Raw genomic sequence first — 12,622 nt, 5'->3', positions numbered from 1 at the left:
ACCTCTGAGGGAGGCCGCGGTGCTTCCACCACGTATTCTGCGCAGGCTCGTGCTGGCTCCTCTGGTCATCGTGATGACCCTGTTCATGCTGGTGACGCTGCCGTTCTGGCTCGTCGTCACGGCCGCCGCCTCGTTGCGGCTGCCGCCGCCGCAGCGCAGGGGCCCGAGGTTCGTCTGGTTCGGGATCGTCTGGCTGACGCTGGAGTCGGCGGTGCTGATCGCCTGCCTGTGGTTGTGGGTGGCGGGCGGGGCGCGCAGGCAGGAGCGGCATTACGCGCTGATCGGGTGGTTCCTGGCGAAGGTGTACGCCGCCGCGGTGCGCATCTTCCGGCTGACCCTGGACATCGAGGAGCCCGAGCCGACGGCGGAGGAACGGGCGGCCCGGCTGACGCGGCCGGTCATCGTGCTGTCACGGCACGCGGGACCCGGCGACTCCTTCCTGCTCATCCATCACCTGCTGGCGCGGTATCACCGGCGGCCCCGCATCGTCATGAAGGCCGCACTTCAGTACGATCCCTCGCTCGACGTCGTCATCAACCGGCTGCCGAACGCGTTCGTCCCCCGGAGCTCCGCCGAGCAGAGCCGGGTCGTCGACGAGATCCGCCGCCTGGCCGGCACGATGGGCGACGAGGACGCCCTGGTGATCTTCCCTGAGGGCGGCAACTTCACCCCGCGCCGCCGCCGGCTGGCGATCAGGCGGCTGGAGGAGAAGGGCCTGGGCGCGCAGGCGGATCGGGCGCGCGGCCTCGACCACCTGCTGCCGCCCCGCCCGAACGGCGCCATCGCGGCGATCGAGGCGTGCCCGGGTGCCGACGTCATCTTCGTCGCGCACACCGGCCTGGACGACCTGATCACCCTCGGTGACGTCTGGCGCAAACTCCCCCTTCGCGCACACATCACCGCGAAGTGGTGGCGGGTGCCGGCCGCCGAGGTGCCCGGGGAGCGCGAGGCCAGGATCGGCTGGCTCTACGACCACTGGGAGCAGATCGACGCCTGGATCGGCGCCCAGCGCCAGGCCAGAACCCCCGACCGGGCCGAACACGGCTGAGCGCGGTCAGCGGGGTTCGCCCATCTGGGAGCCCGGCGGCAGGAGCGCCAGGCCGGGTGGCGGGCCGTGCTGGATGAGGTGGAGCAGGGCGGCGGTGTCCAGGTGCTGCTCGACCAGGTCCCCGAGCGCGTCGAGCCGCTCCTCGCGCAGCGCGGCGAAGTCGGTGGCGGGATCCGGTACGAAGTCCCGTCCCGCCCGCGCGGCCACGTCCGCCAGGAACGCGCGCCGGAAGCCGTCGTTCTCCAGGGCGCCGTGCCAGGTGGTGCCCCAGACGTTCCCCTGGCGGCAGCCGTCGAGGAACGGCTCGCCGCCCTCCACCGTGGCCACCCCGTGGTGGATCTCGTACGCCCGCACCCGCTCCCCGTACGCCTGCCCCTCGGGTCTGGCCAGCCGCTTGTGGCGCTCGAACGTGATCCGTACCGGCAGCAGACCCAGCCCTTCAACCCGGCCCGCCCCTGACTCCACCTCGTCCACGATCTCCCTGCCCAGCATCTGGAAGCCGCCGCAGATGCCCAGCACGGGCCCGCTCCGCCCGCGCAGGGCCGCCGCCAGGCCGCGCTCGCGCAGCCAGGTCAGGTCGTCGACGGTGGCGCGGGAGCCGGGCAGCACGACGAGGTCGGCGTCGTCCAGTTCGGCCGGATCGCTCACGAAGCGCACCAGCACGCCCGGCTCGGCGGCCAGCGCGTCCACGTCGGTGAAGTTCGAGATCCTGGGCAGCCGCACGACCGCGACCCGCAGGGTCTGCCTGCCGTACGGGGGCCGCGCGGCGACCTGGCGGCCGTCGAGAGCCAGGGAGTCCTCGACGTCCAGCCATGGGCCTTCGAGCCAGGGCAGCACACCGTACACCTCGCGCCCGGTCAGCCGCCCGATCATGTCGAGGCCAGGTTGCAGCAGCTCCTTCGCGCCCCTGAACTTGTTCACCACGAAACCGGAGACGAGGGCCTGGTCGGCGGCGTCCAGCAGGCCCACCGTGCCGTAGAACGCGGCGAACACCCCTCCCCTGTCGATGTCCCCGACCACGAGCACGGGCAGGTTCGCGGCCCTGGCCAGGCCCATGTTGGCGATGTCGGAGCGGCGCAGGTTGATCTCCGCGGGGCTGCCCGCGCCCTCGCACACCACCACGTCGTACTGCTCACGCAGCCGTTTCAGAGCCTCCAGGGACGTGGTGCGCAGCAGGTCCTTCAGCGCGCCGTACTCCATGGCGTCCACGTCCGCCACCGGGCGGCCCATGAGCACGACCTGGCTGCGGCGGTCGCTGCCGGGCTTGAGCAGCACGGGGTTCATGTCGGCGACGGGTTCCAGGCCCGCCGCCCGCGCCTGGGCGGCCTGGGCGCGGCCGATCTCGGCGCCGTCGGCGGTGACGTACGAGTTGAGCGACATGTTCTGCGCCTTGAAGGGCGCGACGCGGACGCCCTGACGGGCCAGCCAGCGGCAGATGCCGGCCGTCACCACGCTCTTGCCCGCGTCGGACGTGGTGCCCGCGACCAGCAGTGCCCCCTTGACCATGCGACCACCGTACCGAAGGCATGAGTGACGAAATTTCGCGGTAATCACCCATTTACGAACGCTGTGACTTCTGCCACTCTGACTAGAACATCGCCCTAGAACAGAATTCTAGATTTTCCTACTGGAAAGGGTGGGCATGGTCGGGACGTTCGGTTCTCCGCGTGCTGGCTTGATCGACGCGCACTCGCGCGCGCCATTCGGATGGGCGCCCCTCGTGGTGCTCTTCATCGTCGGACTAGTGGACCGGATCGAGCACAACCTCCTGTCCGGGGTGCTGCCGCTCATCCAGCGGGAATGGGGTTTCAGCGACACCGCGGCCGGCTCCATCCCGACCGCCGCCGCGCTGGCGGCGGCCGTCGTCTCCCTGCCCGCCGGCTATCTGGCCGACCGGTTCAGCCGTACGCGCATCATCGCGATCGTCGTCTTCTGCTGGGCGATCGCCACGCTAGGCTCGGGCCTGGCCACCGGATTCGCCCTGTTCTACCTGATGCGGGTGTTCCTGGCGGCGGCCGAGAACATCGACAATCCGGCCGCGGGCAGTCTGCTGGCCGACTACTACCCGCCCGCCAGCCGGGCCAAGGCGTACGGGCTGACCCGCGTCACCACCTACCTGGGCGGCGTCGGCACCCTGCTCGGCGGCGTGCTGGCCGGGAGCTTCGGCTGGCGTACCGCGTTCCTCATCATGGTCGTGCCCGGCGTGCTCACGGCGGTGCTCGTCTGGTTCCTGCGCGAGCCGCGCCGCGGCGAGCTCGACCGGCTGGTGGCCGGGGCCGAGTCACCGCCGAAGGACTCCCCGGCGGTCGAGGCGGCGGCCAAGCCGCCGTTCCGGGCCCAGCTCCGCCAGGTGGTGGCGATCCCGACGCTGATCTTCGTCTGCGTCGGGCTGGCCCTGCTCAGCCTGGGCCTGGCCGGCGTCTTCTTCTGGCTGCCCACGCTCATGGTGCGGACCTTCGGCGTCGACGTGGCCACGGCCGGCTCGCTCAGCGGCCTCATCACCGTCGCGGGAACCCTCACCGGCACCCTGGTCGGCTCGTGGCTGGGCCGGAAATGGCACGGCACCCGCCAGGGCGGCCGGCTGCTCGCCGGTGGCGGCGGCATCACGGCGGGCTCCGTGGTCCTCGCCGTCGCGCTGTCCATGGACTCGATCGCCGCGCTCACGGTGCTGGTTCTGCTCGCCTGCTCGCTGATGTCGATCGCGATCCCCAACATGACCGCCTGCGTCGCGGACGTGGTGCCCGCCGGCGCCCGCGGCCTCGGCTTCGCGGTGCTGCAGCTGCTGCTCACGGCGGGCGCCGCGTTCGGCTCGCTGGTCGTCGGCATCGCCTCCGACCAGTTCGACTCGCTGCTGTCCGGGATGTACGTGCTGGTGGTGCCCATGGTCGTGGGCGGGCTGCTCACGCTCGGGGCCAGGGCGTCGTTCGAACGGGACGCGAACAAGGTCCTGGAGGACGCGCGCCGGTGACGTGCGGGGACGGTGCCGGTGGTGTGGCCACCGGCACTCGTGCCCCGTCGTGAGCGGTCCCGCGTCTCTCGCGCCGAGGGCTCAGCCCTGCGGCGGCATGCGCCGCTCGCGCTCCTCCTGCGTCTCCTGGCCAGCCGGCTGACCCGGCTGCTGCTGGCCCTGCTGCTGACCGGACTGGCCGCCGCCGTAACGCTGCTGCACGGCGTCGGCGCCCTTGCTGATCTGGTCGTCGTACTTGTGTCCGGTGCGTTCCTTCGCGAACTCCTCCGCGCGGTCCAGCACCTGGTCTGCCTGCTTGGAGTGCCCACGGGCCAGGTTCTCGGCTTTCTTCAGCCACTCCGCTATGCGGCTCATGACCGTATCCCCCTCGTTCGTCCTGTCTTCCGGCCCCTACCCCGGCTGCCGCGGATGATGTGCCACCCGCCGACCCCGCGTGAGCAGCCACAACACCCACGCCTGCAGCAGGCCGACCCCCACGAGCAGCGCCAGGTACACCTCCGGCGGCAGCACGTCCGCCACCGGGAGCAGCATGACGAGCCACGAGGTCGGCGCCGTGACGATGAAGAGGTAGATGCCCTCAAGCCCCTGGCTGTCCGCCGCCAGCCGGGTACTGATCTCGACGTAGGCGGCGACCAGCAGGACGAGCAGCGCGTACGCCCCCGCGATCGCCAGACCGCGCCGCCCCCGGTCGTAACGCGACACGTACTCTCTCAGCGAAGTCATTCCCCCAGCCTGTCAGGAGCGCGCCCGCGCCGGCCTGAGCACTCGTCCCCAGGCCCGCTGAGTACGGCGGCTCATTCTTCGCGAGGGCGGCTTGAGTCTCCAGTGAGGGGAGACGCGAGAGTGGGGTCATGGACGGGGACACGCTCTACTCGATCGGCGACCTGGCCCGGCTCACCGGGCTCACGGTCAAGACCATCCGGTTCTACTCCGATCAGGGCATCGTGCCCCCCGCCGGCCGCAGCCCCGCCGGCTACCGCCGTTACGACCCTACTGCCCTGGCCCGGCTCGATCTCGTACGCACGCTGCGCGACCTCGGGCTCGACCTGGCCACCGTCCGCGGCGTCCTGGACCGGGAGATCTCCCTGGCCGAGGTCGCGGCGGCGCACGCGGCGGCCCTGGAGACCCAGATCCGCACGCTGCGCCTGCGGCAGGCCGTGCTGACGGCGGTGGCCAGGCGCGGCTCCACCCCAGAGGAGATGGAACTGATGCACGAGCTCGCCAAACTGTCGGAGGCCGAGCGGCGCCGCCTGGTCGGCGACTTCCTCGCCGCCGCCTTCGGCGACCTGACCGGGGATCCGGCCTTCGCCGGCGTCATGACGTCGATGACGCCCGAACTGCCGGACGATCCCGATCCGGAGCAGGTGGAGGCTTGGGTGGAGCTGGCGGAACTCTCCCGCGACCCGGACTTCCGCGCCTCCATCCGGCGCATCGCCGAACACATAGCCGATCACGTGGCCGAGCACACGGCCGAGCACACGGCCGAGCGCATGAGCGATCACACGGCCGGTCACACAGGCGATCACATGGGCGAGCGCATGGGCGAGCGTGGCCGGGGTGTGGCGCGGGTCGCCGTCGTGCGGCCGGATGCGGCGGCCATGGCTCGGGCGCTGGCCGCGCCCGCGCTCGCCGCCGGCGTCGGCCCGGCTTCCGCCGAAGCCGAGCCGTACGTGACGGCGCTGCTCACCGCGACCGGTCTCAGCGGCTCGACGCTGCTGGACCGGCTGGAGGCGGCCGGCGATCCGCGCAGGGAGCGGTACGCCGAACTGCTGGCCGTGATCAACGGCTGGCCACCGCCGGAGAGCCTGGCCCCGGCCCTCACCTGGTTCATCACCGCGCTACGCACCCACCTGCCCGGCCGGACCCACGCCGCCCACCCGAGCGGATGAACCGGCCACGGCATCAGCCGCCGGCGCTGAAGCCCGTTCGCCAGGTGGGGTGGATGGGGTGCCAGCCGCGTGAGCGGGCCAAGGTGTTGTCGGCGCCGCGCTGCCAGCCCAGCCGCCCGCCCGCCGGAGCCGGAGCGGGAGCCCCCACGGCGGCGGCGAGGGCCGGCAGCCACTCGCGGGCGGGCGCGGGTTCGTCGTCCACGATGTTGACCGGTCCCGACGGCCAGCCGAGCGCGGCGACGGCGGCCAGGGCCGCGTCCTCGACGTGGACGAAGGACGACACCGCGTCGTTCGCGGCCAGGTCGCCGAGCATCCGCGCGGCGGGGTCGCCGGTGTCCCCGCGCAGCACGTCGGCGACCAGTCCACCGCGCCGGTACCAGGTGCCGGGGCCGTAGAAGAGGCCGTACCGCAGGATGACGTGCCGGTCGAGGCCCGTGACGGCGTCTTCGAGCGCGCGGACCGCGGCGACCATGCCGGCCCTGGGTTCCGGCGCCCGCTCGTCCAAGGGGGTGCCCTCGGTGGCGGGAGCGTCGCCGGGCTCGTACACCCAGGAGATGGACTGCGCCACGATCGTCCCCACGGAGGCGTGCCGGGCGGCGTCCACCAGGTTGCGGGTGCCGATCCTGCGGATGCGCCCGTTGTCGGCCGGGTTGCCGTCGCTCAGTGCGGTGAGCTGGTGGATGATCGCGTCGGGCGCGGCGGCGGCCACCGTCCCCCTGACGGCCTCGGCGTCGAAGACGTCGAGGCGCACACCGGCCGCTCCCTGGCTCTCCAGCAGCGCGAGCCCCGCCTCCGTCCGGCTGGTCGCGGTGACCTCGTGGCCGGCCTTCACCAGCGCCGGGACGAGGTGGCGGCCGACGGCGCCGGTGCCGCCCGCGACGAAGATGCGCATGTCCGTTCCCCTGCCTGTCCGATATCTGTCCTGCCGTCGCCGAGGCGCCGGCGACGGTGATCGCCGCCCGGTCCTGAGCGGCGCCTACCATACGCCCATGCCCACACACGGATTCACGATCACCGCCGAAGGTCCCTTCGACTTCGCCGAGACCCTGCGCTTCGTGGAGGACTGGCCGGCCACGACCGCGCTGCCCTCCGACGGCCGGGCGCTGCGTTTCGCCTACTGCGCGGAGTCGGACTGGCGGCCGGTCGGGGTACGCGTGACGGCGGCGCCCGGCGGGGTGTCGGTGGCGACGACGCGGGCGGCGGGACCGGGCATCAGGGGCGAGGTGGCGCGGATCCTCTCCCTCGACGTGGACGGCGCCGGATTCGCCGAACTGAGCGAGGCCGACCCGGTGCTCGGCGACCTCCAGCGGCTGCGGCCGGGGTTGCGGCCGGTGTGCTTCTGGAGCCCGTGGGAGGCGGCGTGCTGGGCGGTGATCGTGCAGCGCTCGTCGATGCTGGTCGCGGCCCGGATCAAGCAGCGCATCGCGGAGCGCTACGGCGCGCGGGTCGAGGTGGACGGGCAGCCGTACACGGCCTTCCCGCCGCCGGTCTCGCTGCTGGACGCGGGCGGTCTCGGGCTGCCCACGCAGAAGGAGGAGTGGGTACGCGGGCTGGCCAGGGCGGCGCTCGACGGGCTGCTCACCACGGAGCACCTGCGCTCGCTCGCCCCTGAGGAGGCGCTGGCCGAGCTGCGCGGGCTGCCCGGGGTGGGACCGTTCTCGGCAGGGCTGATCCTGATCAGGGGCGCGGGGGCGCCGGACGCGTTCCCCGGCGACGAGCCGCGGCTGTTCGCCATTCTGCGCGAGGCGTACGGGCTGGCGGAGGACGCCCCGCCGTCGGCGTACCGGAGGCTGGCGGACTCGTGGCGGCCCTACCGCTCGTGGGCGTCGTTTCTGTTCCGGGCGACCGCGTACGGCGTCATGAACGACGACGAACCGCGCGACCGGCCCCCTGGCGACGGATCCTGACCCACCACCGGCTGCCGGATCCGGCCGGGTCTAGCCGGTGCGGCCCGCGGGCCTGCGGTGCACGCCCACCAGGTGACCGTTGTGCCGGATCTGGGCCTCGTCGTAGGGGCACATCGGACGGGTCACGTACGTCTCCGCGATGCTGTCGGCCTCTCCCCTGCCGACGCCCCAGCCGATCGTGTGCCAGCGCGGCCGGCCGTCCTCGCTCGTGGTGTCCAGGACGGCGATCTCGAACAGCGCGGCGGCGGCGGGAGGTGTGCAGCGGACGTGCGCGGGCTGGTGGCCCGCGGCGGTGCGCTCATGCCGGTCGCCGGATCCCCGCTGGTCCATGTGGATCTCCTTTCGATGTCGCACATTCCCGGTCCGGAGATGCATTCCCGATCTCCGGCGGGTCAGTCATCCCGCAGGCGGCGGCCCTCGCGAACGTCATGGACGGGCATGCGTTACGCCAGCACTCGCCGTTCCGCCCGCCCCGGCGCCGGGTCCGGGGCTAAGAACAGGGCCGTGAGATCGAACGAGACTCAGCCGCCGTGGCGGCACGGGGCGGCCGGGCGGGCGTGGCTGGTTCTGGTGGCGGTGGGGTACGCGGCCGTCCAGCTGGTCGCGGTCGCTCCCGGGATGGGGCTGGGCTGGGACGAGGTCGTCTATGTCAGCCAGGTCGACCCCCGGGTGCCGGCGACGGAGTTCATCGCGCCGCGCGCCAGGGGGATCACGCTGCTGGTCGCCCCCGTGGTGCTGGTCACCTCGTCCACCGAGGCGCTGCGGGGGTATCTGTGCCTCCTGTCCGCCCTGGGGCTGTACGCGTCGTTCGGCGTCTGGCTGCGGGTGCGTCCCGGCCCTGTGGTGCCTGTCGCCGCGCTGCTGTTCGCGTCCACGTGGCTCGCGCTGTTCTACGGGAACGAGGCCATGCCGAACCTGTGGGTGGCCTTCGGCGCCGTGGCCGCCACGGGGTTCTTCCTGCGCTGCGTACGTCCGGAGGCGGGGCGTGGCCCGGCGGCCGGGCTGGCGCTGAGCGTGGCGGCCGTGGCGCTGCTGCGTCCGCCGGACAGCGTCTGGCTCGTGCTGCCGCTCGCGCTCGCGCTGGCCAGGCCCGGGTGGAGGTGCCGGCGGGCCGGGATCGCCCTCGTGGCCGGGCTGGTGGTGGGCTGGGCGGACTGGATCGTCGAGGCGTACGTGCGCTTCGGCGGCCCGGCGGCGCGCTGGCACGCGGCCGGCGCGGCGAACGAGACCGGCCTGCACGTTTCGCTCCTCGATCACGTCAGGGCGCTCGACGGGCCGCTGCTGTGCCGCCCTCCCGCGGACTGCGGGCCGGTCGTGACGGCGTGGCTGCTCTGGCTGGTCGCGGTCCCCGCCCTCGCCCTGCTCGGCCTGTACGCCGCCCGCCGCCACGACCGATCATCCACGACCCGGCACCGCGCTCACCCGGTCTCGGTCCTGCACCCCGGCGGCCCGCGCGTGCCCGGGGGCGTTCCCGGTCTGGCCGGATGTGTGCTGGCCGCTGTCTGCGGGCTGGCCATGGCCGTGCCGTACGCCTTTCTCGTCGGGTACGCGGCTCCCCGGTTCCTGCTGCCCGCGTACGCGCTGCTGGCCCTGCCCGTGGCGCACGCCGTGTGGTCGCCGGGCCGGCGTCCCGTCCTGGCGGGGCTCGTGGCCGCCGGTGTGGTGGCCCAGGTCGTTCTTCAGGGGATCACGCTGGACAAGGTCGTCGCGGGCGGGCTGGCCAGGCGCGGGGCCGACGGCCGGGTGGCGCGAGCGCTGCTGGCCATGGACGTCCGGCCGCCCTGCCTGGTGTACGGCGAGCGCGCGGTGATGATCGCCTACCGGATGGGCTGCCACGGGTACCCGGTGCTGAGTTGGCCGGCGGAGGCGCCGGCCCAGGTGCGCGGGGCGCCGGCTGCGGGGACTCGGGTGGTGGCCGTGGACCGGGGAGATCCGACGCCCGCGCCGTTCCTGCGGCCCTGGGAGGCGGCCGGGATGCCGCGCCGCTGGCACGCCTACGAACTACGCTGACCACCCACCAGCCACGCTGATCCGAGACCGGTCAGTCCTCTGAGATCGGGATCCGGAGGACGAAGCGGGCGCCGACGTCGGAGTCCTCCAGGGTCAGCGTGCCGAGGTGGACCGAGGCGATCTCGCGGGCGATGGCCAGGCCGAGCCCGGTGCCGCCGGCGTCGCGGCTGCGTGAGGCGTCGAGGCGGGTGAAGCGCTGGAAGACGATCTCGCGCTGGTCGGGAGCGATGCCGGCGCCGTCGTCGACCACCTCGATCACGGCGTCGTCGCCGTCCTGCCGCGCGCTCACGAAGATCTTCGACTCGGCGTGCCGTTCGGCGTTGTCCAGCAGGTTCGTCAGCAGGCGGGCCAGCTGGAGCCGGTCGCCCATGACGCGCAGGCCGGACTGCAGCGTGGTGATGATCTGCTTGCGGCGCGGCCTGGCGGTCTCGGCGGCGACCAGCTCGCTGATGTCGAGCGGCTCGCGGTTGTCGGCGGCGCCGGCGTCCAGCTTGGTCAGCGTGAGCAGGTCGGTCACGATGGCCTGGAGCCGGTCCAGGCTGGCCAGCACCTCGGTGCCGGTCTCCCGCCAGTCGGTGTCCTCGGGATGGAGCAGGGCGTCCTCGATCTGGGCGCGCATCGCCGTGATCGGGCTGCGCAGGTCGTGGGAGGCGTCGGCGGCGAACCTGCGCTGCCGTTCCATCAGCACCCGCTGCTGCTCCAGCGCCTCCTCCAGCCGTCCCAGCATCTCGTTCGCGGTCTCCGACAGATCCTTGATCTCGTCGTCGGTCTCCGGCACGGGTACCCGCATGCCGCCGCCGCCCGCGCTGATCAGGGCGAGCTGCCTGGTGATGTCGCCGACGGGCGCGAGCGTCCGGGCCACGACCCGCGACACCCCGAACCAGGTGAGCGCGACCAGCGCCACCGCCAGGCCGATCAGGAACATGAGCACCTGCGGGCTGACGTACCAGGGGACGGCCGGGCCGAAGCCGTAGATCGTCCACTCGCCGTCCGGCTGGTACGCGATCAGCACCACCGCGATCTCGCACTTGCCGCCGAAGGCGGGCAGGTCGCACAGCCTGGTGTAGTCGTTGGTCTGGCGCAGGTGGGGGATCTCCGCCGTCACCCTGGGCCGGCCGGCCAGATTGGGGGTCCAGGCGACCGGCTCCCCGCGCGGGTTGATCACCTGGAGGCCGTCGAGCCCGGCCGGGTCCAGCACCTGGGGCAGCCTGCCGCGTTTGATCATGAGCAGCACCGTGATGGTCTTGCCCCTGATGTCGTGCGCCCTGGCGTCCGAGGCCTCGTTGCGGATGCCGTACAGGACGGACGCGCTGACGACGATGTACAGCAGCAGCATCGCGATGCCGGCGAACATCGCCAGCCGTGTCCGCAACGAGCGGCCCAACCGTGTGCTCACGCAGTCTCCCCCGAGGATCAGCAGAACACAGTCGTCGCCTTCGCCGCCAACCTCGGGAGATTCCCCGACAAATCCGTTTTAGGGTCCCTAATGGTGCATAACCGCCGCATGGTCGCGCCTCAGCGGCTCAGTGAAGCGACTCAGCGACGCGGCTCAGTCGACGGGCGCGGGGCCGACCGACTGGCCCGGCTCCAGCGCGCACGGGATCAGAACGTGCGGCGGCGCGTCCTGGACGCCCTCGAGCTGGTCGATCAGGGCGTCGGCGGCCAGCCGCCCCAGCTGGGGTGCCGGCGCCGCCATGACGGTCAGAGCCGGCTCGATCATCTCGCCCAGCTCCCGCGTGGTGGCCGCCGAGATGATGGACAGATCCTCGGGCACGCGCCGCCCGAGCGCCCGCGATCCCTTCACCAGCCCCGCCGAGGCGCCCTCGTTGACCAGGATCACGGCCGTCGAGGCGGGGAAGTCCGCGCCGAGCACGCTCGCGGCCTCGCGGCCGCCGGCCGAGGTGCCCTCCACCGCGACGATGGCGGGCGGAGCCCCGAGGGGCGCGATGGCGTCGAGGTAGGCGGACTCGACCCGCATGATCCGGCCCGGCTCGTGGCCGGCCTGCGCCTTCGTGCGCTGCGTGACCAGCGCGATGCGTTCGTGGCCGAAGGAGCGCAGGTGCGCGACCGCCAGCTCGATCGTGGCGGCGAAGTCGATGTCGACGTACGGCAGATCGTCCTTCTCGGTCCGGCCGATCAGCGCGAACGGCACCCCCGACGCGAGCAGCCGCTCGACCCGCGGGTCGCTGATCTGCACCTCCATCAGCAGCACGCCGTCCACGAGCCCGCCGGCCAGCAGGTGGGACATCTGCTCGTCGTCGTTGACCGGCCACAGCACCAGGTCGTAGCCGCGCTCCCGCGCCCCGTGGGCGGCCCCCATGACGAACTGGATCACCGTGGCGTTGGGCCGGGACTCCAGGTCGGGGTGGAGCAGGGCGAGGATGCGCGTGCGCGAGCTGGCCAGGGCGCGGGCGACGACGTTGCGCCGGTAGTTGAGCTCCTGGATGGCCGCCTCGATGCGGGCGCGGGTCTCCGGGGCGACCCGCTTGCTGCCGTTGATGACGAACGAGACCGTGGCGATCGAGACGTTGGCCCGCTCGGCGACGTCGCGCATCGTGACCATCGAGGCCGCCTCCCCATCAGGCGCGGGTGTGCGAAGCACTGGCGACTATATCGCCCCGGGGACTTCCATAAAACGCTTGACTTGTTGTTGACATCACCGACAGAACGGCGCAACATACTTCACAAGTGAGCGCGGTAAAGCGCTTTGATAGATCAGTGCCGGCCACGCCGCGCGTGGCGCCGTAAACACCTCGCGGCAGGCCGCCTCCGCCTGCCCTCCTCCTCCGATCCGCAGCTC

12 protein-coding genes are annotated in these 12,622 nt (G+C 72.6%); 5 read left to right on the top strand and 7 right to left on the bottom strand.

Annotated features, from left to right (window positions below):
* The first annotated feature begins 19 nt into the window (after window positions 1-19).
* On the top strand, window positions 20-1,048 hold the full coding sequence (locus OIE67_RS04915; protein ID WP_326637072.1) for a 1-acyl-sn-glycerol-3-phosphate acyltransferase: 1,029 nt from the start codon (window positions 20-22) through the stop codon (window positions 1,046-1,048).
* 6 nt (window positions 1,049-1,054) lie between these two features.
* On the opposite strand, the gene OIE67_RS04910 is transcribed toward OIE67_RS04915, so the two are convergent.
* Window positions 1,055-2,554 carry a cobyric acid synthase gene (locus tag OIE67_RS04910; RefSeq protein WP_326637070.1) on the bottom strand — a complete coding sequence of 500 codons (1,500 nt, stop codon included), beginning with the start codon at window positions 2,552-2,554 and terminating at the stop codon, window positions 1,055-1,057.
* A gap of 136 nt (window positions 2,555-2,690) precedes the next feature.
* Here OIE67_RS04910 and OIE67_RS04905 point away from each other — a divergent pair, with 136 nt between their 5' ends.
* A complete protein-coding gene (locus OIE67_RS04905) occupies window positions 2,691-4,016 on the top strand; it encodes an MFS transporter (RefSeq protein ID WP_326637069.1) in 1,326 nt (441 codons plus the stop codon).
* Between the two features lie 81 nt (window positions 4,017-4,097).
* Here the strand turns inward: OIE67_RS04905 and OIE67_RS04900 are convergent, their stop codons facing one another.
* Window positions 4,098-4,370, bottom strand: coding sequence for an antitoxin (locus OIE67_RS04900; protein ID WP_326637066.1), 273 nt, complete (start codon window positions 4,368-4,370; stop codon window positions 4,098-4,100).
* Window positions 4,371-4,406: 36 nt separating this feature from the next.
* Window positions 4,407-4,739: an SCO4225 family membrane protein gene (locus tag OIE67_RS04895; protein ID WP_326637065.1), complete on the bottom strand. Its 333-nt coding sequence runs from the start codon at window positions 4,737-4,739 to the stop codon at window positions 4,407-4,409.
* Window positions 4,740-4,867: 128 nt separating this feature from the next.
* Between OIE67_RS04895 and OIE67_RS04890 the strand changes: the two genes are divergently transcribed.
* Entirely contained in the window at window positions 4,868-5,905 is a 1,038-nt protein-coding gene (locus tag OIE67_RS04890) for a MerR family transcriptional regulator (protein ID WP_326637063.1), read from the top strand.
* A 13-nt stretch (window positions 5,906-5,918) separates the two neighbouring features.
* Here OIE67_RS04890 and OIE67_RS04885 read toward each other — a convergent pair whose 3' ends face one another.
* Entirely contained in the window at window positions 5,919-6,797 is an 879-nt protein-coding gene (locus tag OIE67_RS04885) for an NAD-dependent epimerase/dehydratase family protein (RefSeq protein ID WP_326637061.1), read from the bottom strand.
* Between the two features lie 97 nt (window positions 6,798-6,894).
* Between OIE67_RS04885 and OIE67_RS04880 the strand changes: the two genes are divergently transcribed.
* Window positions 6,895-7,812, top strand: coding sequence for a DNA-3-methyladenine glycosylase family protein (locus OIE67_RS04880; RefSeq protein WP_326637059.1), 918 nt, complete (start codon window positions 6,895-6,897; stop codon window positions 7,810-7,812).
* A 30-nt stretch (window positions 7,813-7,842) separates the two neighbouring features.
* On the opposite strand, the gene OIE67_RS04875 is transcribed toward OIE67_RS04880, so the two are convergent.
* Window positions 7,843-8,142 (bottom strand): hypothetical protein, encoded by a 300-nt coding sequence (locus OIE67_RS04875; RefSeq protein WP_106238593.1) that lies wholly within the window; start codon window positions 8,140-8,142, stop codon window positions 7,843-7,845.
* A gap of 174 nt (window positions 8,143-8,316) precedes the next feature.
* Between OIE67_RS04875 and OIE67_RS04870 the strand changes: the two genes are divergently transcribed.
* Entirely contained in the window at window positions 8,317-9,822 is a 1,506-nt protein-coding gene (locus tag OIE67_RS04870; protein WP_326637056.1) for a hypothetical protein, read from the top strand.
* Window positions 9,823-9,853: 31 nt separating this feature from the next.
* On the opposite strand, the gene OIE67_RS04865 is transcribed toward OIE67_RS04870, so the two are convergent.
* Entirely contained in the window at window positions 9,854-11,218 is a 1,365-nt protein-coding gene (locus OIE67_RS04865) for a sensor histidine kinase (RefSeq protein ID WP_326637054.1), read from the bottom strand.
* A gap of 153 nt (window positions 11,219-11,371) precedes the next feature.
* The gene (locus OIE67_RS04860; RefSeq protein ID WP_326637052.1) at window positions 11,372-12,385 is read right to left on the bottom strand and encodes a LacI family DNA-binding transcriptional regulator; all 1,014 of its coding nucleotides are present in this window, start codon (window positions 12,383-12,385) and stop codon (window positions 11,372-11,374) included.
* Between the last annotated feature and the right edge of the window lie 237 nt (window positions 12,386-12,622).

The organism is Nonomuraea fuscirosea (assembly GCF_035917475.1).
GTDB lineage: Bacteria > Actinomycetota > Actinomycetes > Streptosporangiales > Streptosporangiaceae > Nonomuraea > Nonomuraea fuscirosea.
The sequence above is the reverse complement of the archived record's forward strand: the minus strand, read 5'-3'. Positions and strand labels throughout refer to the sequence as shown.

What these genes read in the sequence shown, in the direction of transcription:
- OIE67_RS04910 (WP_326637070.1), bottom strand. Translation starts at nt 2,554, where the DNA reads ATGGTCAAGGGGGCACTGCTGGTCGCGGGCACCACGTCCGACGCGGGC.
- OIE67_RS04905 (WP_326637069.1), top strand. Translation starts at nt 2,691, where the DNA reads ATGGTCGGGACGTTCGGTTCTCCGCGTGCTGGCTTGATCGACGCGCAC.
- OIE67_RS04900 (WP_326637066.1), bottom strand. Translation starts at nt 4,370, where the DNA reads ATGAGCCGCATAGCGGAGTGGCTGAAGAAAGCCGAGAACCTGGCCCGT.
- OIE67_RS04895 (WP_326637065.1), bottom strand. Translation starts at nt 4,739, where the DNA reads ATGACTTCGCTGAGAGAGTACGTGTCGCGTTACGACCGGGGGCGGCGC.
- OIE67_RS04890 (WP_326637063.1), top strand. Translation starts at nt 4,868, where the DNA reads ATGGACGGGGACACGCTCTACTCGATCGGCGACCTGGCCCGGCTCACC.
- OIE67_RS04885 (WP_326637061.1), bottom strand. Translation starts at nt 6,797, where the DNA reads ATGCGCATCTTCGTCGCGGGCGGCACCGGCGCCGTCGGCCGCCACCTC.
- OIE67_RS04880 (WP_326637059.1), top strand. Translation starts at nt 6,895, where the DNA reads ATGCCCACACACGGATTCACGATCACCGCCGAAGGTCCCTTCGACTTC.
- OIE67_RS04875 (WP_106238593.1), bottom strand. Translation starts at nt 8,142, where the DNA reads ATGGACCAGCGGGGATCCGGCGACCGGCATGAGCGCACCGCCGCGGGC.
- OIE67_RS04860 (WP_326637052.1), bottom strand. Translation starts at nt 12,385, where the DNA reads ATGGTCACGATGCGCGACGTCGCCGAGCGGGCCAACGTCTCGATCGCC.